This window comes from Massilia sp. 01N410 (assembly GCF_056399665.1).
The window spans coordinates 35,781-60,917 of the sequence record NZ_JBFTRV010000028.1; the positions used below are offsets into that span (position 1 = coordinate 35,781).

Here is a 25,137-nt window from a genome sequence, read left to right on the forward strand (position 1 = left end):
ATGGGCGGCAAAAACAAGCATCGCACCTACTTCCAGCGCCTGGCGCGCTACTACCTGTGGTTCACGGCCTGCCTCGGCCTGTTCCTGGCGGCGCTGGCGATCCTCGAAAACGAAGGCATGCCGCGCCAGTGGATCGGCTACCTGTACATGTTCGCCACCATCGTGCTGTACGCGATCATCGGCGTGGTGGCGCGCACCTCGAACGTCTCCGAATACTACGTGGCCGGACGGCGGGTGCCGGCCCTGTTCAACGGCATGGCGACCGCCGCCGACTGGATCTCGGCGGCCAGCTTCATCAGCCTGGCCGGCACGCTCTACCTGCACGGCTTCGACGCCCTCGCCTACGTGATGGGCTGGACCGGCGGCTACTGCCTTGTGGCGCTGCTGATCGCGCCCTACCTGCGCAAGTTCGCGCAATACACGGTGCCGGACTTCCTGGCCGCGCGCTACGGCGGCAGCAGCAGGCACGGCAAGCTGGTGCGGGCGCTGGCGGTAGCCGCCACCATCGTGGTCTCCTTCATCTACGTGGTGGCGCAGATCTACGCCGTCGGCCTGATCGCCTCGCGCTTCACCGGCGTCGACTTCTCGGTCGGGATCTTCCTCGGGCTGGCGTCCATTCTCGTTTGCTCGTTCCTCGGCGGGATGCGGGCCATCACCTGGACCCAGGTCGCGCAGTACATCATCATCCTGGTCGCCTTCCTGATCCCGACCATGTGGTTGTCGATGAAATTCGCCGGCAACCCGGTGCCGCAGGTCGCCTACGGCTCGGTGCTGACCAAGCTGGCCAAGCGCGAGGCCCAGCTGGCGGTCGACCCGCGCGAGCAGGAAGTGCGGGCCGCCTTCAAGGCCAAGGCCGACGAATACGGCGCCAGGCTGGCGGCCCTGCCGCAATCGTGGGAAGCGGGCCGGGTCGAAGTCCAGCGCCGGCTCGACGCCGCGCGCGGCCGCAACGCCTCGCTGGGCGAAGTCCGCAACGCCGAGCGCGAACTGATCGCCTACCCGCGCACCGCCGACGAAGCCGCCCACGTATGGGCCGAGCAGCGCGCCGCCAACCTCGCGCGCGCCCAGCCGCCCGAACCGCATGCGGAGCCCTTCCCCGGCAAGACCCGCGAAGAATCCGACCAGCGCCGCAACAACTTCCTGGCGCTGGTGTTCTGCCTGATGTTCGGCACCGCGGCCCTGCCCCACATCCTGATGCGCGCCTACACCACGCCCTCGGTGCACGAGACCCGGGTATCGGTGTTCTGGACCCTGTTCTTCATCCTGCTGATCTACCTGACGATGCCGGCGCTGGCGGTGCTGGCCAAGTTCGACATCTACACCTCCCTGGTCGGCAGCAGTTACGACACGCTGCCGACCTGGGTCTCCTACTGGGCCAACGTCGACAAGACCAATCCCCTGATCAGCATCGCCGACATCAACGGCGACGGTATCGTGCAGCTGGCCGAGATTGCGATCGACGGCGACGTCCTGACCCTGGCCACACCGGAGATCGGCGGCCTGCCGTACGTGATCTCGGGCCTGGTCGCGGCGGGCGGCCTGGCGGCGGCCCTCTCCACCGCCGACGGCCTGCTGCTGGCGATCTCGAACGCGCTGTCGCACGACATCTACTTCAAGATGGTCGACCCGGGCGCCTCGACCCAGAAGCGGGTCACGATCTCGAAACTGCTGCTGCTGGCGGTGGCCTTCATCGCCGCCTACGTCGCCTCGCAGAAGCCGGCCGACATCCTGTCGCTGGTCGGCGCGGCCTTCTCGCTGGCCGGCTCGACCCTGTTCCCGGCGCTGGTGGCGGGCGTGTTCTGGAAGCGCGCCAACCACCAGGGCGCGATCGCCGGCATGCTGACGGGATTCCTGGTCTGCGTCTACTACATGCTGCACACCAACCCGATCCTGGGCGGGAACGCAGACAGCACCTGGTTCCACATCGCGCCGATCTCGGCCGGCGTGTTCGGGGTGCCGGCCGGGCTGGCGGTGCTGGCCGTGGTCAGCCTGCTGACGCCGCCGCCGCCGCGCGAGAGCACCGGGCTGGTCGAGTACATCCGGGCGCCGGAGGAAGCGTGACAGCCGGCAGACTGCCGAAGTCTTGAGAAATGTTGCCTTTGTGAATTGATAGGCTGCTACCCTGCGGTGGCCGCGGCTTCGCCATCGCCGGCGGCAACGAGCCGCAGGCACCAGATGGTGTGGCCGGCCGAATGACTTTTACAAATCCAGCCCCGGGGAGCGTCCGAGCATAAAAAAGGCGTCCCTCGGGACGCCCTTTGCGTGTCGGCCGGCTTGGCGCCGCCACGCTTACATGATGAAGTTCCAGTCGAGCGGCGCAAGCTGCTGGCCGACCATTTCAGCCGAGTGGATCATGCCCTCCGCGATCTTGTCCAGCGTGGCGCCGTTGTGCATGACACCCGACCAATAGGCCAGGCCTCCGGCATCGGCAGCACGGTTGAACAGGCCCGCGTACAACAGCGCAACGTCGTGCTCGGCATTGCCGTTGAAGCCGTCATGGCTGCTCATGCCCTCGGCGGACCCGATGATGCCGACCGCGATCGCGCCCAGGCTCGTCCCCTTGTCGTACAGCTTGGCCCAATACTCGATGCCATACACGTCGGCCTGACGTCCCAGCGCCGTGCCGTACACCGCCGCCAGCGTCGACAGATTGGCGCCGTGATCGACATGGACGGACGTATCGCTGAATTGGAGCTGTTCCGCATTCACCACCATCACTTTCGTGTCCGGCGCGGCTTTGCTGCTCACCATCAGATAGCCATTGTGGACCTCGACGTCGAAGTCGGCGCGGGCACCATTGAAGACTGCGGTGTCGTTGCCGGTGCCGCCGTGCAGTACCGTCGTGGCCTGCGCCGCCGAAGCCACCGGCACTGCGCCGAAACTCAGGGTATCGTCGCCGCCGCCGGCGAATACCTGCGCGCCGCCGGCCGTCGTCACCGTGAAGTGCTGGCTGGCCGCATCGCCGCTCAGCATCTTCGCTCCGTCCTGTGCGATCACGTTCGCGCTGCCGACGACCGCAGCGAAGTCCACCTTCTGCAAGGCGATCGTGCTGCCCTGCGCCAGGCCCGCGGACTGGATCACCAGCGCGGTGTGCTGCTGCGCGTCGCTGCTGCCGCTCAGCGTCAGCATGCCGCCCGGCGCGACGTTGCTGACCGGTGCGATGGTCTGGACCAGCAGCGCGTCGCTGGCAGGCAGCTTTGCCAGGAAGCTGGTGGCGTTACCGGTCAGGTGGACCTGGTCGCTCGCGCTGTTGGCCACGGTCGCCGCCTGGATGGCCGCGTTCAGCGAGCCGGGCGCGGTGCCGACCGCCGCGTTGGCGCCGCCGATGGCGGTCAGGCCGTAGCCCTCGGCCAGTTGGGCTAGCAGCAGGCTGCCGCTGGCGCCGGTCGCGAGCGGGATATCGGCGGTAATGGCCTGGCCGCTGGTATCGACCCGCCCGGCGGTCACAATCGGAACGTCGATCTGGCTGCCGACTCCCCCGCCCGGCAGCACCGTCGCCGTGGTCGTCACCAATACCCCGTCCATCTGCACCGGGCCTGGACGAAGGGTCAGTGCAAAGCTGGCGCTGGCGGCGGACATATTGCCGGCCGCGTCGGCCTGGGTCGCGCTGATCGAATGCGCGCCAAGCTGCAGTCCTCGCACCTCCAGGCTCCAATGGCCTTGCGCGTCGGCCTTGGTCGTGCCGACCGCCGTCTGACCGTCGTACACGGTAACCTGGGCATTCGCCAGTGCGCTGCCTTCCATCACCGGAATGGCGTAGGTAATGCCGTCGCCGATGCGGCCGGTGTCGGACGCCGCCTGCAGCTGGGGCACGCCGGGCGCCGCCGGTGCCACGGTATCGATCGTCAACGAAAGGGCCGGGCTGGCTGCCGAGACGTTGCCGGCAACGTCGACCTGCACGACGCTCAGCGCATGCGCGCCGTCTGCGAGTGCGGATGCGGTGATGCTCCAGCTACCATCGGCGCCGGCCTGCGTGGTGCCCAGCACGGTGTGGCCGTCGGTGTCATACAGCGTCACCTGGGCCAGCGCCTCGGCGCTGCCCTTGAGGGTCGGCGTGGTGACCCTGGTGATGCCGTCGCCGGCAACACCGCTGTCGCTGGCAGCCAGCAGCACCGGCGCCACCGGCGCCGCAGCGGCGGTGTCGATCCTTACGGTCAGTGCGGCGCCAGGGGCGGAAATATTGCCTGCGGCGTCGCTTTGCACCGCGCGGAGGGTGTGGATTCCATCGGCCAGCGCGGCGCTGGCGATGGTCCAGGCGCCCTGGGCGTCGGCAAGCGCAGTTCCCAGTACGGTACTGCCGTCGCTGTCGTACAGGGTCACCGCGGCATGCGCCTCGGCACTGCCGTGGATGACCGGCGTGGCCACCCTGGTGATGCCGTCGCCGGCCACGCCGCTGTCAGTGGCGTGGTCCAGGGCCGGTGCCGCCGGGGCGCTCGGTGCCAGCGTGTCGAAGTGGATCGACGGCACCGTACCGGCGCCGCCCACGTTGCCGGCCTTGTCCGCATAACTGCCTGCGGCCACCACGATGCTGGCCACGCCGTCGTTGGTGCCGGCCGCCGGTGTGAAGATCGCCGTACGGGTCAGGCCGCTGCCGGCGATCGGACCGAGGGTGCCGCCGCTGACGGTGACGTCGGCCAGCGAGAAGCTGGCGCCAGGATCTTCGCTGAAGGTGAAAGTGATGGTCGCGCTCTCGCCGATCTTCAGCTGGGCGGCGTCGCTCGTGATCGCCAGCGTCGGCGCGGTGGTGTCGAGCGTGTACGACTGGCTGGCGACCGCGCCGGCATTACCGGCAGCGTCGACCACGCGTGCCTGCAATTCGTGCGTGCCCATCGCCAGCGTGGCACTTGCCGACCAGTGGCCATCGCCGACGCTCGCGCTGGCGGTAATCCAGTTGGCGCCGCCGTCGACCGAGACCTCGACGCGCTCGCCGACATCCAGCGCGGCGCTCAGCGAGCCGCTGACGGTCTGCGCTGCCACGTTCGTGACGAAGTCGGTCCCGGAGGCGCCGGTATCGTTCGAGAAGGCGATGCCGGAAACCGTGGTGGCCGGCGCATTGGTATCGATCTGCACGGTCAGGCCAGCGGACATCGCGCCGGTATTGCCGGCGGCATCCGTGGCCCGGGCGCTGATGACATGACTGCCCTCGCCCAGCTGGATGCTGGTGATGCTCCAGCTGCCGTTGGTCGCGACCGCGCTGCCCAACACCGTCGTGCCGTCGTACAGGGTCACGGTGGCGCCGGCTTCCGCGCTGCCGCTGAAGGTCGGGGTCGTCACCGACGTGATGTCGTCGTTGTGGGCACTGCCGCTGTCGCTGGCGGCGCCCAGGTCCGGCACCGACGGCGCCGCCGGCGCCCTGGTGTCGAAATGCAGCACCGGCATCTGTCCGGCACCGCCCACGTTGCCAGCCGCGTCGGCATAGCTGCCGGCGGCTACGCCGACGCTGGCCACGCCGCCGTCCGTGTCCGCCGACGGCGTAAAGATGGCCGTGCGCGTCAACCCGCTGCCAGAGATGGCGCCGAGCGTACCGCCGCTGACGGTGACGTCGGCAGCATTGAAGCTCGCGCCCGGATCTTCGCTGAAGGTGAACGTGATGGTGGCGCTCTCGCCGGTCTTCAGCTGCGCCGCGTCGCTGGTAATGGCCAGCGTCGGCGCAGTGGTATCGATTGTCACCGTGGTCGCAATGCTTGCTACGCCGGTATTGCCGGCGGCATCGGTCGCCCTGGCGACGATGTCGTGGCTGCCCTCGGCCAACACGCTGCTGGTGATGCTCCAGCTGCCGCCGGTGGCCACCGCCGAACCGATCTCGGTGGCACCGTCGTACAGTTTGACCGTCGCCCCGCTCTCCGCGGTGCCGCTGAAGGCCGGCGTGGTGTCGTTGGTGCGGCTGATGCTGCCGGCGCCGAATGCCGGGGCGTTCGGTGCCAGCGTGTCGAAGTGGATCGACGGCGTCGTACCGGCGCCGCCCACGTTGCCGGCCTTGTCCGCATAACTGCCTGCGGCCACCGCAATGCTGGCCACGCCGTCGTTGGTGCCGGCCGCCGGTGTGAAGATCGCCGTACGGGTCAGGCCGCTGCCGGCGATCGGACCGAGGGTGCCGCCGCTGACGGTGACGTCGGCCAGCGAGAAGCTGGCGCCAGGATCTTCGCTGAAGGTGAAGGTGATGGTCGCACTCTCGCCGATCTTCAGCTGGGCGGCGTCGCTCGTGATCGCCAGCGTCGGCGCGGTGGTGTCGAGCGTGTACGACTGGCTGGCGACCGCACCGGCGTTGTCAACCGCATTGACCACGCGTGCCTGCAGTTCGTGCGTTCCCGCCACCAGCGTGGCACTTGCCGACCAGTGGCCATCGCCGACGCTCGCGCTGGCGGTAATCCAGTTGGCGCCGCCGTCGACCGACACCTGGACGCGCTCGCCTGCCGCCAGCACGGCGCTCAGCGTGCCGGAAATGGTCTGGGCGGCGACATTGGTGATGCTGTCGCCGCCCGACACACCGCTGTCGGCCGAGATGGCCATGCTGGCCACCGCCGTGGACGGCGCACCCGTGACGATCTGCACCGCCAGCGCGCCGGATGGCGCTCCCGTATTGCCGGCGGCATCGGTTGCCACTGCGGTGATGGCGTGGCTGCCCGCAGCCAGCGGGGTGCTTGTAATGGTCCAGGTGCCGCCTATAGCCACCGCCGAGCCGATCTCGGTGGCGCCGTCGTACAGTTTGACCGTCGCGCCGCTCTCCGCAGTGCCGGTGAAGGTCGGCGTGGTGTTGCCGGTGATGTCATCGCTGTCGGACAGGCCGGTGTCCGACGTCGCCTTCAGGTCCGGCGTCGACGGCGCGGCCGGAGCAGCGGTGTCGATCGTCACGCTCGAGGCATCCGAAGCCACGCTGGTATTGCCGGCAACGTCGCTTGCCTTGACGGTCAGCGAATGCGTGCCGTTCGACAGGATCGAGGACGTGATCGACCAGTGGCCGTTGTTGTCCGCCGTGACGGATCCAAGTTCAGTGGTGCCGTTGCTGTCGTACAGCCTGACCGTGGCACCGGCTTCGGCCGTGCCCCTGACGGTCGGGGTGGCGTCGTTCGTGATGCCGTCGCCGGCGACGCCGCTGTCGCTGCCGGCGTCGAGCGACGGTGCGGCCGGTTTGAGCGGGGCAGCGGTGTCGATGGTGACGGCCAGGGCGGCGGAGAAGCCGCTGGTGTTGTTGGCGGCGTCGGTGGCGGTGACGCTGACCGAATGCGCGCCGTCGACCATCGGATTGGTCGGGGTGATCGACCAGTTCCCGGAACCGTCGGCGGTGGCGGTGCCCAGCAACGTCGCCTTGTCGGTGTCGTACAGCTTGACCGTGGCGCCGGCCTCGGCCGTGCCGCTGAAGGTCGGCCTGGACAGCTTGGTGATGCCGTCGGTGGCGCTGATGCCGGTGTCGTTGTTGGGTGCGAATACGGGTGCGGGCGGCACGGCGGGCGGCGTGGTGTCGCTGACGAAAGCATGGACGTTGTTGATCGCCATGTCGTCGAACATGAAGAAGGTGAACGGCTGGCCATCGTTCGCCGTGACGTGCACAGCCTTGACATTGGTGAAGCCGCTGAATGTGATCAGCTGGCTGTCGGTGCCGTAGTTCCAGGTGCGCGAAGCGATCACAGTGTTGTCGTTGCCGATCGCATCGAATTTCAGCGACTGGTTGCCGGTCCCGTACAGCATCAGCGAGGACAGGTTGAACAGCTGGCCGTCCTTGAACGAGATGTTGGTGTCGCCGCCGAAACCGTACGAGGTGACCATATGGTTGGTCGGCGTAGTCGTGTCCAGCTGCGCCCACTCGGTTCCCGTCACGTGCAGCTGGAAGGTCGGATCCTGCGGAAGCTTGTAATACAGGTCCGTGGTCCAGTTACCGGTGAAATTGCCGGTCGCCTCGAAATCGATGGTGAAGGATGAGGGCAGCGCCAGCGTGTGCTGGAACGCCGACGCCAATACCTGGTTGCCGATGCCGGCAGTCGCGATGCTGCCGCTGCTGACTTCCAGATTCCAGTCGCCGCCCAGCGCGGCGCTGCCGGTCGGATCGTTCGACGCGGCGACGTCGGCGCCGGTGGCGATCGCCAGGTCGTTCACGAAACTGCTGCCGCTGCCGCCGGCGCCGACGTCGCAGCCGTACAGCAGGATGTCGCCGTTCGGCGCCAGGCTGCGGCCGATGGCCTGCAGTTCGGCATCGTGCTGCGCCAGGGTCGACTGGTCGAGCGTGAGCGCGCCGAAATTCAGCGCGCCGGCGGCGCCGTGCGACACGATGTGCAGGGCATCGATATTGGTGCGGCCGGCCAGCGCCGACACGATCTGCTGCAGGCCATCGGCGCGCGAATCGAGGATGACGACTTCGCGGCCGGCGCCGGCTTGGCTGGCGATGGTCTGGTAATCGGCAATATTGTCTTCGATGAAGACGATCTCGGTGCGTGCGGCACTGGCGATCGCCAGGTTCGTCGGCGCGGCGCCGCTGTCCTGGGCACCCGGCACTACGGACGAAGAAATAGTGAACGCGCCGAGGTCGGCGTCGTGGCCTGGGATGGTCATGCTTGACTTCCTTTAGTTTTATTTATGCGGACGGTGTGACGGGCTGGGCGGTGATGACGTTGGCGGCGCTGCCGGCGGCAGCGTTCCAGAAAGACATCTGGCCGTATTTGTCGAACAGGTCGGGCGGCAGGATGGTCTTGCGCGCGGTATGGCGCACCTGCGCCTTGAGCGTGTGCAGGCCGGGCAGGCCGAGCTGCTGGTCGAACTCCTCGGCGGCGTATTCGACACGATCGAAATCGTGGGCGAACTGCGGCTCGCCGAGGAAATCGTAAACCAGCGACATGACCTTGGCCGGTGCACGGGTCAGCAGGTCGTAGTCGACCAGCAGCAGCGACCTGGCATGCTCGCCATAGAAGGCTTCGCGCAGGGCGGTCCAGGCCGAGCCGACGGCCTGGTCGTGCTGGCCCAGCATCTCGACGCGGCTGTAGACGGTGCCGCGCGCGCCCAGCGCGCCGAACATGCGGGTGTGTTCGTAGGGATTGGCGCGGACCATGCGCTCGAAGCTGTCCATGATCCAGGCGACGTTGCGCACACAGGCGATGACTTTCGCATCCGGGAACAGGTCGAACACCATGGGCAGCCTGGCACACCAGGCGCGGTTGGTGTCGAACACGATTTCCCTTTCGACGTCGGCGTAGTAGGCATCGAACAGGCCGCGCATCAGCGCACGGCGCTTGTCCTTGCTCACTACCGGGCCGAATTCGCTGCCTGCGCTGACCTGCCCCAGCACGGCGCTGCACAACGCACCCACCGGGCTGGTCATTCCCGCATGGAAACGGGGATTCTGCAGCAGGATGCCGGACAGCAGGGTTGAACCCGAACGCGGCAACCCGGAGATGAAATGAAATTTACGATTGGAGCAGGGAACATTATCGGACATGTCAGCGCATCCGCCAGCAATGAATGACGGACAAATATCTGGAACGTCGATAATGAAACAAACATGTTCATGCGGCAACAGGCCGCCGCGCTATTTGCGTGAAATGTGAAGATTTCGTAAGAGCCGTGTGGAATCTGTAGCAGTTCCGCCACAGCTTGTCACCTCAACATTCCGACTCCCGGTTATGCCGAACGCATAACCGGGAGCAACCAATGGTGATATTTCAATCACATCGAATGACATACTTTTATCAAAAAGTTTTATTGAAATCAAAACCTTAGATATAGGGTCTTCAACTGCCAGCTGCGAGTTTTAGTCCTCGATAATCGACTGAGAATTAACCACGCAGCCCTTGTGCGGGGCGCTTGCGCCGCGGGCTGCGACGCCAATCAGACGACGATGGTCTGGGCTTCGCCTTCGTTGCGGGCGCGGATCTCGCCGATGCGGTAGACGGTCTCGCCGGCAGCCTGCAGTTGGGCCATGGCGGCGTCGGCGTTTTCCTTCGACACGATCAAGGTCATGCCGATGCCGCAGTTGAACACACGGTGCATCTCGGCGTCGGCCACGCCGCCATGCTGCTGCAGCCACTGGAACAGCGGCGGCAGGGTCCAGGACTTGCTGTCCAGCACGGCGGTCAGGCCATCCTGCAGCACGCGCGGGATGTTCTCGACCAGGCCACCGCCGGTGATGTGCACCAGGCCCTTCACTTCCATCGTCTGCATCAGCGCCAGCAGCGGCTTGACGTAGAGGCGGGTCGGCGCCATCAGGACATCGGCCAGCTTGCGGCCGTGGAAGTCGGCTTCCAGGTCCGGCTTGGCGACTTCGATGATCTTGCGCACCAGCGAATAGCCGTTCGAGTGGATGCCCGAGGAAGCCAGGCCCAGCACGACGTCGCCGGCGGCGATCTTGCTGCCGTCGATGATCTGCGATTTTTCCACGGCGCCGACGGCGAAGCCGGCCAGGTCGTATTCGCCGTCCGGGTACATGCCCGGCATCTCGGCGGTTTCGCCGCCCAGCAGGGCGCAGCCGGACTGTTCGCAGCCCAGGGCGATGCCCTTGACGACGGCGGTGGCGGTGGCGACGTCCAGCTTGCCGCAGGCAAAGTAGTCGAGGAAGAACAGCGGCTCGGCGCCCTGCACCAGGATGTCGTTGACGCTCATGGCGACCAGGTCGATGCCGACCGTGTCGTGGCGGTTCAGCTCGAAAGCGAGCCTGAGCTTGGTGCCGACGCCGTCGGTACCGGACACGAGAACGGGCTCCTTGTACTTCTTGCTGATCTCGAACAGTCCGCCGAAGCCGCCAATGCCGCCAAGGACGCCTTCGCGCATGGTGCGCTTGGCAAACGGTTTGATCGCTTCGACCAGGGCATCGCCGGCATCGATATCGACACCGGCATCGCGGTAGGAGAGAGAAACATTAGACGGTTGGCTCATGATATTTGGCAGCAGAGGCGGTAAAATAGATAGCGGTGGATCAACTGAACGCACCCGCGTCACTGCCGGGAACGGCCAACTGGTCAATCCGCTATTTTAGCAAAACGGCCCCGCCACGACGCGAAAACAAGAACAATATGCCTTTTTTCCCTCAGCCCGGATGAGATGCAAGCCATGAAACAGCTGGTGCTCGATTTAGGCGCGGCCGAACCGGCGCAGAGCCTCGACACCTTCCAGATAGGAGCGAATGCCGAAATGGCGCACCTGATGCACCAGTTCGCGCAACGCGCCTCGCGTGAGCATTTCTGCTATCTCTGGGCCGAAACCGGCGCCGGCAAGACCCACATCCTGCACGGCCTGGCCGCCACGCCCGGCTCGCGCTATATCGCCTTCGACGCCGATGCCGAGCAGTTCACCTACACGCCGGACACCAGCCTCTACCTGGTGGACGACATCGACCGCCTGACGCCGGAACGCCAGATCGACGCCTTCGCCCTGTTCAACCAGGTGCGCGAGCACCGCGCCTACATGGTCTGCGCGGGCCCGGTGCCGCCGGCCGTGCTGCCGGTGCGCGAAGACCTGCGTACCCGCATGGGCTGGGGCCTGGTGTACCAGATCCACGGCCTGTCGGACGACGAGAAGATCGCCGCCCTCACCCAGGCCGCCGAGGCGCGCGGTTTGACGCTGTCGGCGAGCGTGTTACCCTATTTGCTGTCCCATTTCAAGCGCGACATGCGCTCCCTGTCGACCATGCTGGACGCCCTCGACCAGTATTCGCTCGAGACCCAGCGCCCGGTCACGCTGCCCCTGCTGCGTGACCTGCTGCTGCAGGGAAACCCGCAAAACGAATCCAAAGAATGAGCAACCTCGCGCTGTTTGACCTCGACCATACCCTGCTGCCGCTCGACTCCGACTTCGAGTGGGGCCAGTTCCTGGTACGGAACAAGGTGGTCGACTGCGACGCCTACCAGCGCCGCAACGAAGAATTCTTCAACCAGTACCAAGCCGGCACCCTCGACCCGGTCGAATACCTCGAGTTCGCCCTCGGCACCCTGGCCGGTTTCGACCCGGCACGCCTGGCGGACCTGCACGCGCAGTACATGCGCGAAGTGATCGAGCCGGCGATCCGTCCCAATGCGCTGGAACTGCTGCGGCGCCACCGCGACGCCGGCGACCTGGTGGCCATCATCACCGCCACCAACGGCTGGCTGACGGCGCCGATCGCGCGGGCACTCGATGTCGAGCACCTGATCGCGGCGCGCCCGCACCTGGACGAACGCGGCCATCCCACCGGCAAGCTGCTCGGCACCCCGACCCAGGGCCACGGCAAGGTCACCCACATGCACGCCTGGCTGGAGAGCCTGGGCAAGCCCTTCGACGGCTTCGAGCGCAGTTATTTCTACAGCGACTCGCACAACGACATCCCGCTGCTGTCCGTCGTTTCGCACCCGGTGGCGACCAACCCGAGCGCCAAACTGGCCCAACACGCAAGCGCCCATGGCTGGCCTTTACTCCATCTGTTCAATGATTAAAAAATTCATCCGCAAGATCCTTGGCGTGAAAGACCAGCGCGATCCCACCCAGCCCGTGATCCTCGGCCCGGCCGAGCATGGCATCGACCCGAAACTGCTGTCGCCGAACGCGGTGCGCGTCACCCAGACCCTGCAGGAAGCCGGCTTCAAAGCCTTCGTGGTCGGCGGCGCCGTGCGCGACCTGCTGCTGGGCGTGAAGCCGAAGGACTTCGACATCGCCACCGACGCCACCCCGGAAGAGGTGAAAAAGCTGTTCCGGCGCGCCTTCATCATCGGCCGCCGCTTCCAGATCGTGCACGTGATGTTCGGCCAGGAGCTGCTGGAGGTGACCACCTTCCGCGGCAACGCCAGGACCGACGCGCCGAAGGACGAGCACGGCCGCGTCCTGCGCGACAATAACTTCGGTCCCCAGCACGAAGACGCCGAGCGCCGCGACTTCACCATCAACGCCATGTACTACGACCCGGCGACCCAGTCGGTGCTCGACTACCACGGCGGCATCCAGGACATCCGCGACAAGGTCCTGCGCATCATCGGCCAGCCGGAAGCGCGCTACCGCGAAGACCCGGTGCGCATGCTGCGCGTGGTGCGCTTTGCCGCCAAGCTGCAGTTCACGATCGAGCCCGCCACCCGCGCGCCGATCCCGGTGATGGCGCCGCTCATCAACAACGTGCCGGCCGCGCGCGTGTTCGACGAGATGCTGAAACTCCTGCAATCCGGCCACTCGCTGGCCTGCCTGAAGGAGCTGCGCGCCTCCGGCCTGCATCACGGCCTGCTGCCGCTGCTGGATGTGGTGCTGGAACAGCCGATCGGCATGAAGTTCGTGACCCTGGCGCTGGAATCGACCGACGCCCGCGTTCGTGCCGGCAAGGGCGTCTCGGCCGGTTTCCTGTTCGCTTCCCTGCTGTGGCACCAGGTGCTGGAAAAGTGGAACGCCTACCGCGCCGCCGGCGAATCGGCGATCCCGGCCCTGCACCTGGCCGCCGACGACGTGCTGGACAACCAGACCGACAGCCTGGCCCTGCAGCGCCGCATCGCCACCGACATGCGCGACATCTGGGCGATGCAGCCGCGCTTCGAACGCCGCACCGGCAAGGCGCCCTACAAGCTGCTCGAACACCCGCGCTTCCGCGCCGGCTTCGACTTCCTGCTGCTGCGCTGCGAATCGGGCGAGCTCGATGCGGAGCTGGGCAACTGGTGGGCCACCTTCTATGCCGGCGACATCGCCGAGCGCGAGCGCCTGATCAACTCGGCCCGCGAACCGCTGGGCGGCGAGAAGAAGAAGCGCCCGCGCCGCCGCGGCCCGCGCAAGACCGGTGACGGCGACTCTGCAGTCCAGTTCGACGCCGGTGCGCAGGCCGCATCGGGACCGGACGGCGAATGAGTTCCTGGATCGGCATCGGCGCCAACCTGGGCGATGCCAGTGCAAACGTCCTCGACGCGCTGGAGCGCCTGGCCTGGGTGCCGGGCGTGCGCCTGCTGCGCGCCTCGTCGCTGTACCGCACCGCGCCCATCGATTCCTCGGGCGCCGATTACGTCAACGCGGTGGCGGAAGTCGACACATCGCTGAGCGCCCGCGCATTGCTGGCCGCCCTGCACGGCATCGAACAGGCCCACGGCCGCGAACGCCCCTACCGCAACGCCCCGCGCACCCTCGATCTCGACCTGCTGCTGTACGACGACGAGGTCATCGCTGATGCGCCTTCCCTGCTGGTGCCCCACCCGCGCATGCACGAACGCGCCTTCGTGCTGGCACCGCTGGCCGAGCTGGCGCCCGGGCTCCTGATTCCCGGCCGCGGCCGCGTGGCGGACCTGCTGCCAGGCGTGGCCGACCAGGCCATCGAAAAGATCCGCTGACCAGCACTAGCCGCCGATATTGCGGAAGGGATCGAGCGCCAGGTCGATCAGCCTGCGCTCGCGCACGACGATCTCGGCCACGGCCGTCATCCCGTAGCGCAAGGGATAGACTGTGTCGCCCACGGTGTAGTGATCCTGGTCCAGCGCCACCCGGCCTTCGTAGACCGGCTGTTTGCTCTGCTGGGAAGGCTTGGTCGCCGGGGCGATGAATTGCAGGGTCCCGTGGATCAGGCCATAGCGCTGGTAGGGAAACGCATTGAATTTCAATTGCACCGGCAGCCCTTCGCGCAGGAAGCCGCGGTCGTGCTCGGCGATTTCGACCTTCAGGATCGGCCTTGCATTCTTCGGCGCGATGCCGCCCAGTGGAGAATTGGCCTGGATCTTGTCGCCGGGCTGGGTCGAGGTGACGTCGGTGATCACGCCGTCGACAGGCGCGACGATGAGCAGGAAGTTCTCCTTGTCGATATTCTCGAACTTGATGCGGGCGGCGGCGTCGGCCACCAGGCGTGCCGTCTGCACCTGCAGGCGCATCTTGTCCTCGGCATTGTCCATCTCGCGCTCCGCCGCTTCCAGTTGCAGGCGCAGCTTGGACAATTCCTGGCCGCTCGTTTCGAGCTCCGAGCGCGCCTGGGTCGCTTCGACGCCTTGCCTCGCGCCCAGCTCGGCAATGCGCGACTGCGCCACGCGCACCGCATTATCGGCCGCCAGCAAGGCGTTTTTCTTGCTTTCGACCTGCAACTGCGACACGCCGCCGCCGCCCGGCATCGCGAACAGGCGCGCATACTTGTCGGCTTCGTCCTTCGCCGCATCGCGCGCACGCCGGGCCTCGTCGAGGTTGGCGCGTGCTTCCTGCTGCTGGGCAGCCTGGCCCTGCGACAGCCTGCTGGTGCCCTGGGCGAGGCGCTGCTGGTGCTGGCGTTCTTCGACCGCGACGGCCTCCTTCAGGGCGGCGACACGGTGTTCCATCAGCGCTTTCTTTTCAGGAAACTCCTTCCAGTCGCGTTCTGCGTCCTCGAGCTTCAAACGCGCTTCCAGCGCATTCTTCGCGGCCTCGATGGCGCCGCGTGCGTACAGCCGCGCGACGACGTCGCCCTTGTTCACCGGCTGGCCCTCGGCGATGTAGATATTGCTCAGTTCTCCATCGATGGGCGCATACAGGCGCCGCACCTCGGACGCGGGCCCGAGCGCGCCGCCGGCCGTCACCAGGACGTCGGCATGGCCGAAGAAGGACCAGACCAGCGCCGTCAACACCAGCGCGACCATGGCGTAGACCAGGGCCTGCGTGAAGCGCCACGGCACCGCGGTGAGGATGCCGATGCCTTCGGCGCTATGGTCCTCGAGCGCCTGGCTCAGCGGCGCCATCGGCTTCGGCTTCAGGCTTGGCAGCTTCATGGTTGGCAGCTTCATGGTTGGCCTCCTGCAATGCGAGCTTGCGGATATCGCTGAGCGCGGCGGCATAGGCGTCACGGTATGCAGGCACGTGGGCGGACATGAGCGCAAAGGCGCGCTGGTGGGCGTCGCCCTGGTCTTCCCACTGCCTGAGGAACTGGCGGATCCGCGCCGCATCCGCCTCGTCGCGTACCGGCGCCTGGGCGCCGCCCCGCGCCGCCGTGAAAGCGCGCAGCTGGCCGATCCAGTCGAGCTCCGCCAACAGCGGTAAGAGCTCGGGATTGCGGCGGCCATGCCGGCGCATGTCGGCAAGCTGGGCCGTCGCGCGCTGGAACTGGCCTTTGTCGATCGCCGCCATCCACGGCGGCAATCCGGCCTTGATCTGGGCTTCGGTGTCGAGTGCGCGCAGGCGGGCGTTGTCCGGATCCTCGTCCAGCGCCGCCGCGGCGACGGCCGCCGCCCGTACGTAATTGCCGCCGGCCAGCAGCTCAGCGGTCTCGCTTTCGGCACCGCCGCCACGCACCAGCATCCATCCGAGCAGGACGACCGGCGCCAACGCGGCAATGCGCCACCTTACCGGCACCTGGGCCGCCATGGCCCTCAGCCGGCCACGACCGGCGGGCCGAGGGTCGGGCGCCGGACCGTCCGCCGCAGCGGCGGCGGCCCGCTCATCCTGCACGGGAGCGGGCTCGACGCAAAAGATGTCCAGGAAGGAATCCGCAGCCTCGACGAAAGTCGTCCGGTCCGCATCTGCCGCCACGGGCACCTGGGTCACGCCGATGCGCGTGGGCGCCGCGTCGGGCAGGGATGCATCCCATTGCATGGAGACGCGATAGACGAAGTGCCGGCCGCCGAACGCGAGCGTATCGCCTTCGTGCAGCGGCACCGCCTGTTCCTCGATGCGGCTGGCGTTGACGAAAGTGCCGTTGGTGCTGCCCAGGTCTTCGATGAAGGGTTCCCCGCCCTTGAGGAAGATGTGCGCGTGGCGGCGCGACAGATAATTCACCTGCGCCGGCTCGCTGTCGCGGTAGCGCGCGAAGGTATCTTCCGCCTTGCCGATCAGGAAAGGAAACTCCGTGACGACGATGGTCTGCAGCGCCGATTCGTCATGGCCGGGCGCCAGGGTCAGGCTGACCAGGCGCGCGCGTGGCGATGCCGCCGGCCCCTGCTCCAGGCATACGCGGAACTTCAGCACCTTGCCGAGTCCCAGCACGTCGCCGCTGTGCAGGGTGGCGATCGCCGTCCTGACCGGAACGCCGTTGACGCTGGTGCCGTTCGTGCTGCCGAGATCCGCAAGGTAGACCGTGTCGTGTTCGCAAAAGAGGCGGGCATGGCGGCGCGACAGTTCGGAGGCGAGCTCGGGCGGATAGGCATCGAACGGCGCTTCCGCGCGGCCGATCGCGAACAGGCTGTCGTGGATCCGGATCGGCGCCAGCTCCGGATGCGAAACAGGTTCGAGCACGATCCGCACCGCCGTTCCCGTCGCGGAGCGGGCAGCGGCGATCGTGAGATCGGGCATCATGGCCTTGGGCCCCGTTCAGTTGCGCGCCGCACTGCGCACATCCACCGCCGGCCAGCCGCCGCCCAGCGCCTTGTACAGGGTCACGGTGTCGGACAGGATCTGCTGGTGATTGGCCAGCAGTGCCAGCTGCGCCCCCAGCAGGGAGCGCTCGGCTTCGAACACATCCAGCTGCGATACCACGCCCTCTTTCAACTGGGCTTCCACCTGCGCGGCGACGATGCCCAGGCGTTCCGCCTGCTGCTGCAGCTCGTCCCGCTGGCGCCGGTGCGCATCGAGATTGACGAGGGCGTTCTCGACTTCCTCGAACGCGTCCATCACGACCTTCCGGTACTGCTGCTCGGCCACCTCGTTGTTGGCCTGGCTCGTTTTCAGGTGCGCCTTGACGGCGGGGTCGAAGATCGGGAAATTGATGCTCGGGAGCAGGCCAAAGGTAAACGACTTGAGCAGCGAGCCGAGCGCGAAGCTGGACGTGCCGCCACGGCCGGTCAGGCTGATGGACGGCAGCTGGGCCAGCTTGGCCTGGCCGACCAGGTCGTAGGATTCGAGCACGCGGTATTCGGCAGCCACGATGTCGGGACGGCGCTTAAGCAGTTCCGACGGCAGGCCTTCGGGTACGGTGGGCAGCTGCACCCGCTCCTGCAGCGAGCCGGTGGGCAGGCTGAAATTCCCGGCCGGTACGCCGAGCAGGGTTGCCAGCGCATTCCCGGACAGCGCGCGCAGGCGGCCGAGCTCGATCAAGTCATTGTTCAGGCGGTTGATCTCCGCGCGCTGCTGCAGCACGCGCGTCAGCGGCAGCAGGCCCTGCTGCTGCATCGCTTCGTAGGTCGCCAGGATCTGCCTGTTCTTTTCCAGAGTCCTGCCCTGCTGGGCCAGCTGTTCGTCGAACTGCAGGATCTGGAAATACGTCGTCGCCACCTCCGATGCCAGCGTCAGGTAGCCCGCGCGCCAGTCGGCCTCGGTGGCGCGGAATTCCGCGGTCTGCGCATCGGCCCCCTTGGCCACCTTGCCCCAGATGTCGACGTCCCAGTTGACCTGCGTGCCGAGGCTGTACTGCTTGGTGAACTTCTGGCCGGTACTCTTTTCGAAGCTGGCACCGGCGCCGGCGTCCAGCGTGGGCAGGGCCCCGGCCCGCGCCTCGTCGATCTGCGCGCCGGCGACCCTGGTGCGCGCAGCCAGGATCTTGAGATCGACGTTGTCGCGCACCGCGCGCTCGACCAGCCGGTCCAGGTCCGGGTCGCGGAAGCCCTTCCACCAGTCCTGTTCGATCATTGCCGCCGGCGCCACCGGCAGGGCCCGGCCGCTTGCCCAGGCCGTCTTGGCCGGGCTATCCGGGCGCTGGTAGGGCTTCATGCTGACGTCGGCGCAGCCGCACAGGAACACGGCCGCGATGCCGGCCGTGGCGGCCGCTACCGGGTGGATCCTGTTGCAGGGGAATAGCGTCCTCATGGCTCACCTCGTCTGCCATGCCTTCGAGTCGACGAAGACCTTGAACAGGCGTCCGTCCAGGTGGCCGGCGCGGCACTCTTCGGCGATCAGGTCGAGCGCACGCTCGGCCGGAACCGCCTGCTTGTACGGCCGATCGCGTGCCGTCAGCGCGTCGTAGATGTCGCTGATCGTCAGGATGCGCGTCTGCAGGCTGATCTCCGCACCGCGCAGCCCCATCGGATAGCCGGTTCCGTCGAGCTTTTCGTGGTGGCCATGGGCGATCGCCGGCACGCCTGCCAGCTCGCGCGTCCAGGGAATCAGGATCAGGAAGGAATACGAGTCGGCCACGTGGGCTTCGATCTGCCGCCGCTCATCCGGGGTCAGGCAACCCTTGCCGATGCTGAGCGCGGCGAATTCCGCGTCGTCGAGCAGACGGAAGGACGGATCGCCGGTGCCCGCGCACACATGGTCGCGGATCGCACCCAGCCCCTCCGGCACCGTTGAGTGCGAGACCGATGGTTCGTTGGCCCGTATGATCAGCGCGAGGAACTCGTCGAGGCGCTCGTCCTCCTCGGCCAGCTGCGCCACGATGCGCTCGCGCTCGCGGCGCAGGTCGGCCGCGCCCAGTTCGCCGCTCAGCTGCCGCTCCGTCAGGCTGCGCCAGGCATGGCGTTCGAGGCAGGCGCGGGCATAACGGAAGCGCTGTTCCAGCAGGCGCATGTCGGCGTGGTGCAGTTTCTTTTCCTTGCGCAGCACGTGTTCGCGCACGCCGACCTTGCCGAAATCGTGCAGCAGCGCGGCATAGCGGATCTCGCGCAGCTGGGCCGGCGTGAAAGCGGCGCCGCGCAGTTCCGGATCGTTGGCATGCTCCAGCGCCACGGCCAGGTTTTCGGCGTAGCCGGCGACCCGGAACGAATGCCCGGCCGTGACCGGATCGCGCTCCTCGATCGCCTGTACCGACGCGCACACGAAGCCGTCGAGCAGGCCCTTGATATCGGAATACAGCTGGAAGTTTTTCAGGGTAACCGCGGTCTCCGCGCAGACGCCGCTGAGGATCTCCAGGTCGGCTTCCTGGAACGCATGCGGATCGGACGAGGTGTCGACCTGGATCAGGCCGAGGACTTCGTCGCCCAGGATCAGCGGCGCACACATCACGCTCAGGATCGCCTGGGCAATGATCGACTCGTGCGCGCCATAGTGGCGGTCCGCGAGCGTATCGACGGACAGGATCGCCCGCTTGCGGCCCAGCACTTCGTCGACGATGGTACGCGAGATCCTTATCTGGGCGGGATCTTCCACGATCCCGCCGCGGCGGCGCGCGGCGACCGGCTGCGGCGGGTCGCGTTCGCTGCCGCGCAGCATGATGAAGGCGCGCTCGGCCAGCGGGAACAGGTCGAAGATGAAATTCATCAGCTTTTCGATCAGCGTGTCCTGATCGGTGACGACACCCAGGGCGATACCGACCTGGGCCATCGCATGCAGCCGGTGCACCGTGTTCTCGAGATCGCCACGGCCGGCGCTGCTGGTATCCACCACGGGCGCGAACTGCGTGGCGTCCACCGAGCGCGTGATCACCGCGGATGCGGCGCCGCGCTCGGGCAGCAGCAGGGAGTGGAACACGAGGTGGGCGGACGCCAGCGCCAGTTCGTCGCCTTCGGCCAGCACGCGCCAGGCGCCGGGCGCGAGGCGCTCGCCGGACACGAAGGTACCGTTGCGCGAATGCAGATCCTCGACGAAATAACTGGCGCCGCGGCGCCGGATGCGCGCATGCCGCCGGCTGACCGTCTGTTCGGGGATGCAGACGTACCTGTCGGAGGCCAGCGCATCCTGCGGGTTGCGCCCGACCACCGCCTCCTCATGCAGCGGGAACACGGCCGGCTTGCCGGGCTCCGCCCCCATCCATTCCAGGTAAGCCCGGACCGGGCCGCTCGATGCGGAAAATGGCGTGTTCGGTTCCATGTGACTGCTTCATCTGACCGTGACCGTGATCTTCCTGGAGACCACCGGCGGTGTGTGGACCATGTGGTTTTCGTCGCCCATCACCAGTTGCAGCGTATGCTTCCCCGGCGGCAGTTCGAGCATCGTCTCGGTCTCGCCCGCACCGAAATGCAGGTGGTTGCGGTCCGACGGGATCTGCTGCCCGGCCGCCGGCGGATCGGCATCGACCAGCAGGTGATGGTGCCCGGTATTCTTGAACGCCACGCCCTTCGGCGCGACGCCCATGTTGCGCAGCCCGAACCATACGCGGAAAGGCTTGCCGGCCGGGAGCACCGCGCCATCGGACGGCCAGCCGATGTAGCAGTAGGCATTGCTCGGCGCGTCGGTAGAACCGGCCGGCGCGCTGGCCAGGATGGCCGCCACGGCGACGGCGACGGGGAACAGGTTGCGCATGGTGGTCTCCAGCGGCTTCGACAGCTATCGCACGGTAATGGTGATCTTCTTCGACATGATGGGTGGCGCGTGCGGAATGTGGTCCTTGTCGCCCAGCAGCAATTGCAAGGTATGCGTCCCGGGCGGCAGCTCGACACGGGCTTCGGTTTCGCCGGCGCCGAAATGCAGGTGGTTGCGATCGTTCGGGATCGGTTCCGTCATCGGCGGCAGGTCGGTATCGATCAGCAGGTGATGGTGGCCGGTGTGCGTCACCGCGGTTCCCTTGGGTGCGACACCCATGTTACGCAGGCCCATGCGCACCCAGAACTTGCCGCCGTTGATGACCGTGCCGTCGTGCGGCCAGATGAAATACACCTGGGCATTTTCCGGAGCGGGAGTCGGGGTGGCGGCAGCGGTGGTGCCGGCATGCAGGGTCGCCGCCAGCAATAAAGGAAATACCAAAGGAAAGCGCATGATCGATAGCTCCCGAAAAGGGCTGACTGAGGTGCGCGTCAATACTTCTAAATCTGGCACACTCTGGGTCAGATCGCAAGGTACTTCTGTCGAACACAGGCCAACGGAGCGCGCTCATGTGGCAAACACCCTGGAAGGTTTGCATACTGGCCGGGCTGGCCTGGGCATGCAATGCTGCTGCCCAAGACCATTTGCCGCGGATCCAGCTCGCAGGTGTCGTTCCCAAGAACAGCGCCGAGCAGTTCGAGCTGGCGTTCTGGAACTCGGTGAAGGACAGCAACCAGATCAGCGATTACGAGGCCTATCTGAAGGCCTATCCGAAAGGGAAGTTCGTGGCGCTCGCGCAGGCGCGGATCGCCACCCTGCGCGCGGCGCAGGCGCAGGCGGCGGGATCCGCCTCGCCGCCGCCGAGTCCGAAACAGGCTCCCGCCAAGGCGCCGGACACGGCCGCACGGACGCCGCCCGCCAAGGCCGCGCCGGCAGGACCTGCGGCAGGCGTTGCCGCCCCCGCGGCCGGCGCCGCCGCATCCGGCACCGACATCAAGGATTGCACAGCCTGTCCCGTGCTCGTGTCCCTGCCCGGCGGTACCTTCTCCATGGGGAACAACACGAGCGACCCCAGCGAAAAACCGGCGCACCAGGTCACCATCGATGCGCCGTTCGCGATCGGACGCTATGAAGTCTCGGTACAGCAATGGAATGCCTGCGCCGCCGCCGGCGCTTGCCAGAAGATCGCCGTGCCGGTCGGCGCAAGCCCGAACGCACCGATGCGCGATGTCAGCTGGGACGATGCCCAGCAGTACGTCAAGTGGCTCGGCGCCATCAGCGGCAAGCCTTATCGCCTGCCCACCGAGGCGGAATGGGAATTCGCTGCCCGCGGCGGCACCACGACCCGCTACTGGTGGGGTGAGCAAATGGCGCAAGGCAAGGCCAATTGCAAGGAATGCGGAAAGCCATGGACCGAGGATGCACCGGCGAATGTCGGCAGTTTCGCTGCCAACCCCTATGGGCTGTACGACACCAGCGGCGGCGTGTGGGAGTGGGTCGCCGACTGCTGGCACAACAACTACAAGGGCGCCCCGGCCAACGCTCGCGCCTGGGACGAACCGGATTGCCGCGTACGCGTCATCCGTGGCGGATCGTGGCGCGAAGGCGCCTCGTACATGGTCACCTCCACGCGCTTCAAGTACGACGCCAGCGTGCGTCATTCGCAGAACGGCTTCCGGGTTGCGCGCAGCCTCAAATGATGCGCGGCCTGCACGGCTAGGGCTTGCGCGGACGGGTATGGATCGGCAGGAACTCGACCGCGATCTTGCCGGCGCCGCTGTGCGCCCGGATTTGCTCCAGGCGCCTGGCGGCATCGGCCAGGTAGGCGGCGGCGGGCTCGGACACAGGCCGGGGCGCATCGAACAGCACCGTCGGCGTCGTCACCAGTACCACCAGTTCCGCACCGAAGGGCTTGCCGATCCCCCATTCACCCAGGCTGCCGACCGTCGCCGTGTAGTTCGGCGGCGCCCGGTTGTCATGCGCGCGCACATTCGGCAGCAGGTGGGTGACGCTGCCATCGAGCGAATAATAGTCGACCGTGATGAAGGACTCGGCCGCCGGGGTGGTCACGTCGACCATCAGCGAATCGCCTTCGGTTAGCACGGCATCCGGCCCGTGCCCGGCACCGGCAAGACGGATGGCGGCGCCGCCGCCGGCCTGGCGATAGGCCGACCAGTACGGTCCGAGCGTCGAGATCACGCCACACCTGGCCTGGTCCACCAGCCTGACGTCGAGATTCACGCTCGATACGCCCGGCACCGCGGCAAGCTCGTCCTTCAAGCCGGCCTGCCCCGGCGGTGTCGACAGGTAGCCATGTACCGTCACCGCATGGCCATCGACGGCGCCCACCAGTGCCGCGCAGGGGATCTTCCCCAGCGTCGAGGCAATCGCGGCTGCCGTCGGCGCAGGTACAGGCGTCGGTGCGGGGGCGGCTGGCGTCGGCGCGGGTAGGGCCGCGGGCGGCGCAGCCTGTTCCTGGGCCGTCGCCGGCGGCGGTGCCGCGGCAGTCGCCTGCGTGCGTGGCTTCGCGCCCAGGTAGTGCCAGCCGACTGCGCCCAGCGCGGCGATCGCAAGGATGCCCGCCGCCACCCCGGCCGCCAGGCCGTAACGCTGTACCGATGCGCCGGTGCCGAAATCGTGCAGGAAGCGCTCGACCGTGGGTGTGCGCGTATTGCGCTCCAGGGCCAGGCCGCACTTCAGTGCATGCCACGGTCCGCGCGCCAATCCGGCCGGCCGCTGCGGTTTCATGCCGGCGCCGCGCGCCTGCAGGGCGGAGACGCCGTTGAACGGGTGGTGGCCCGTCAGCAACTCGTAGGCGATGCAGGCCAGCGCATAGATATCGTCGCGCGGATCGGGGTCGAGGTGCTCCAGCATCTCGGGACTCGCGTAGGCCGGTGTGAGGGCGCCCAGGCTGCCGGGATCGAATACCGTGACATCGACATCCTCTTCGGTTTTCTGGAACACGCGCGCGATCCCGAAATCGATGACCTTGACGTTGCCCGACTCGGTCAGGAACACATTGCCGGGCTTGAAGTCGCAATGGACGAAGCCGCGCCCGTGCGCGTAGGCCAGCGCATTGCCCATGCCAGTCACGATGCGCAGCACGTCCGCGTATGGCATGCCGGCGAAGCCCGGCGCACGCAGCACCTGGCTGAGGGCCTTGCCCTTCAGGTATTCCATGGTCAGGTAGACCATCGGACCGTCGCGGTCGAAATCGTAGACCGACACGATGTTCGGATGCGCCAGCGCCTGTGCCTTGCGTGCCTCGCGCTGCAAGGCGATCAGGGACTTCGGGTGGCCACGGAACTGGACGTTCAATACCTTGATGGCGATATAGGGCTTGCGATCCGACGCCTCCAGCTTGCGCAGGTCGAGCGCCTTGTACACGGTTCCCATTCCACCGAAGCCGATGCACTCCTCCAGCACGAAGCGGTTGTTCAGCGTATCGCCGACGCCTTTCATGCGTTCGGGCTCGGGATCGACATCGCCGTCGTATTCGCGCGAGGGCGGTAGAGGGTCGCGCATGGTGTACGCGCCGGGCCGGGTCTGGACAAAGGTGTCGTCGCCCCCCTTGTGCTGGCGCGCGACGATCAGGCGCTCGATGCGGTGCTGGATTTCCGTATAGACATCGCCCGGCAGCGGCTTGCGCGCATGCTCTTCGCTCAGGACCTCGAGCAGGCGGCCCACGCTCTCGGACGCACTCTCGAGCACGTGATCGACCTCGGCAAAGAATTCGGCACGCGGCAAGGTGCCGGACTGCAGTTGCCGGATCGCGTGAGCGAGGCTATCCATGGTTGTGTTTGTTAGATCCCGGGGCGTTTATTGAGACTAGCATGAAAGCCCGGATGATCAAGTCCTGTCGCACGCCGGGATGTGGGTTCGCGCCGAACAGGCCCATAAAAGTGTTGGGTCCGGGCCATCACCGGCGATGCCTGCGGCCGCTTCCTCCGATGCCGTGAACGGCTGAGAACAAGAATAAAAACTCCTTTAATTTCAATAACTTGCGCTTGAATTTGTGACACTCGAACGAAGCTGGCACGCATCCTGCTGATAGTCCATCGAGCGCAAATCAAATGCCTCAACCAACCAACCGACATCCAAGGAGATTTACCATGAAAACCCTGATCATCACCGACCTGGCCCACACCGACAAACTGGACCGCG

General features: G+C 66.8%; 16 protein-coding genes. 6 read left to right on the top strand and 10 right to left on the bottom strand.

The annotated features are described in order from the left end of the window. Positions 1-2,061, top strand: a complete 2,061-nt coding sequence (locus tag AC1DOP_RS25435; RefSeq protein ID WP_477254044.1) for a sodium:solute symporter family protein — start codon at positions 1-3, stop codon at positions 2,059-2,061. Between the two features lie 228 nt (positions 2,062-2,289). Here the strand turns inward: AC1DOP_RS25435 and AC1DOP_RS25440 are convergent, their stop codons facing one another. The 3 genes from AC1DOP_RS25440 to purM form a co-directional block, all read right to left on the bottom strand. Next, positions 2,290-8,544: an Ig-like domain-containing protein gene (locus tag AC1DOP_RS25440; protein WP_477254046.1), complete on the bottom strand. Its 6,255-nt coding sequence runs from the start codon at positions 8,542-8,544 to the stop codon at positions 2,290-2,292. Between the two features lie 22 nt (positions 8,545-8,566). Beyond that, positions 8,567-9,424 carry a sulfotransferase gene (locus AC1DOP_RS25445; RefSeq protein WP_442124265.1) on the bottom strand — a complete coding sequence of 286 codons (858 nt, stop codon included), beginning with the start codon at positions 9,422-9,424 and terminating at the stop codon, positions 8,567-8,569. Positions 9,425-9,813: 389 nt separating this feature from the next. Beyond that, positions 9,814-10,857, bottom strand: a complete 1,044-nt coding sequence (gene purM / locus AC1DOP_RS25450) for a phosphoribosylformylglycinamidine cyclo-ligase (protein WP_477254049.1) — start codon at positions 10,855-10,857, stop codon at positions 9,814-9,816. A gap of 174 nt (positions 10,858-11,031) precedes the next feature. Between purM and hda the strand changes: the two genes are divergently transcribed. Genes hda through folK form a run of 4 tightly spaced genes read left to right on the top strand, consistent with a single transcriptional unit; the run spans position 11,032 to position 14,246 of the window. After that, a complete protein-coding gene (hda, locus tag AC1DOP_RS25455) occupies positions 11,032-11,718 on the top strand; it encodes a DnaA regulatory inactivator Hda (RefSeq protein ID WP_477254068.1) in 687 nt (228 codons plus the stop codon). Beyond that, positions 11,715-12,389, top strand: coding sequence for an HAD family hydrolase (locus AC1DOP_RS25460; protein ID WP_477254051.1), 675 nt, complete (start codon positions 11,715-11,717; stop codon positions 12,387-12,389). Before hda ends, AC1DOP_RS25460 begins: the two co-directional genes overlap by 4 nt. Continuing rightward, positions 12,382-13,773, top strand: a complete 1,392-nt coding sequence (gene pcnB, locus AC1DOP_RS25465) for a polynucleotide adenylyltransferase PcnB (protein ID WP_442124262.1) — start codon at positions 12,382-12,384, stop codon at positions 13,771-13,773. Before AC1DOP_RS25460 ends, pcnB begins: the two co-directional genes overlap by 8 nt. Next, the gene (gene folK / locus AC1DOP_RS25470; protein WP_442124261.1) at positions 13,770-14,246 is read left to right on the top strand and encodes a 2-amino-4-hydroxy-6-hydroxymethyldihydropteridine diphosphokinase; all 477 of its coding nucleotides are present in this window, start codon (positions 13,770-13,772) and stop codon (positions 14,244-14,246) included. The genes pcnB and folK overlap by 4 nt, the downstream gene beginning before the upstream one ends. A 6-nt stretch (positions 14,247-14,252) precedes the next feature. Here the strand turns inward: folK and AC1DOP_RS25475 are convergent, their stop codons facing one another. From AC1DOP_RS25475 to AC1DOP_RS25500, 6 genes are read right to left on the bottom strand one after another with little or no spacing between them, the layout of a single operon-like run. Then, positions 14,253-15,653 (bottom strand): beta-barrel domain-containing protein, encoded by a 1,401-nt coding sequence (locus AC1DOP_RS25475; protein ID WP_442124260.1) that lies wholly within the window; start codon positions 15,651-15,653, stop codon positions 14,253-14,255. Then, entirely contained in the window at positions 15,574-17,157 is a 1,584-nt protein-coding gene (locus tag AC1DOP_RS25480) for an FHA domain-containing protein (protein ID WP_442124259.1), read from the bottom strand. Before AC1DOP_RS25480 ends, AC1DOP_RS25475 begins: the two co-directional genes overlap by 80 nt. 15 nt (positions 17,158-17,172) lie before the next feature. Next, positions 17,173-18,603, bottom strand: coding sequence for an efflux transporter outer membrane subunit (locus tag AC1DOP_RS25485; RefSeq protein WP_477254054.1), 1,431 nt, complete (start codon positions 18,601-18,603; stop codon positions 17,173-17,175). A gap of 3 nt (positions 18,604-18,606) precedes the next feature. Continuing rightward, a complete protein-coding gene (locus AC1DOP_RS25490) occupies positions 18,607-20,541 on the bottom strand; it encodes an HD domain-containing phosphohydrolase (protein WP_477254056.1) in 1,935 nt (644 codons plus the stop codon). Between the two features lie 9 nt (positions 20,542-20,550). Further along, on the bottom strand, positions 20,551-20,973 hold the full coding sequence (locus AC1DOP_RS25495; protein ID WP_477254058.1) for a DUF4399 domain-containing protein: 423 nt from the start codon (positions 20,971-20,973) through the stop codon (positions 20,551-20,553). A 24-nt stretch (positions 20,974-20,997) separates the two neighbouring features. Then, complete coding sequence (locus AC1DOP_RS25500) at positions 20,998-21,426, bottom strand: DUF4399 domain-containing protein (RefSeq protein WP_477254060.1); 429 nt, start codon at positions 21,424-21,426, stop codon at positions 20,998-21,000. Positions 21,427-21,542: 116 nt separating this feature from the next. Between AC1DOP_RS25500 and AC1DOP_RS25505 the strand changes: the two genes are divergently transcribed. Beyond that, a complete protein-coding gene (locus AC1DOP_RS25505) occupies positions 21,543-22,673 on the top strand; it encodes a formylglycine-generating enzyme family protein (protein WP_477254062.1) in 1,131 nt (376 codons plus the stop codon). Positions 22,674-22,689: 16 nt separating this feature from the next. Here AC1DOP_RS25505 and AC1DOP_RS25510 read toward each other — a convergent pair whose 3' ends face one another. Further along, positions 22,690-24,765, bottom strand: coding sequence for a serine/threonine protein kinase (locus AC1DOP_RS25510; protein WP_477254064.1), 2,076 nt, complete (start codon positions 24,763-24,765; stop codon positions 22,690-22,692). Positions 24,766-25,137: the final 372 nt, after the last annotated feature.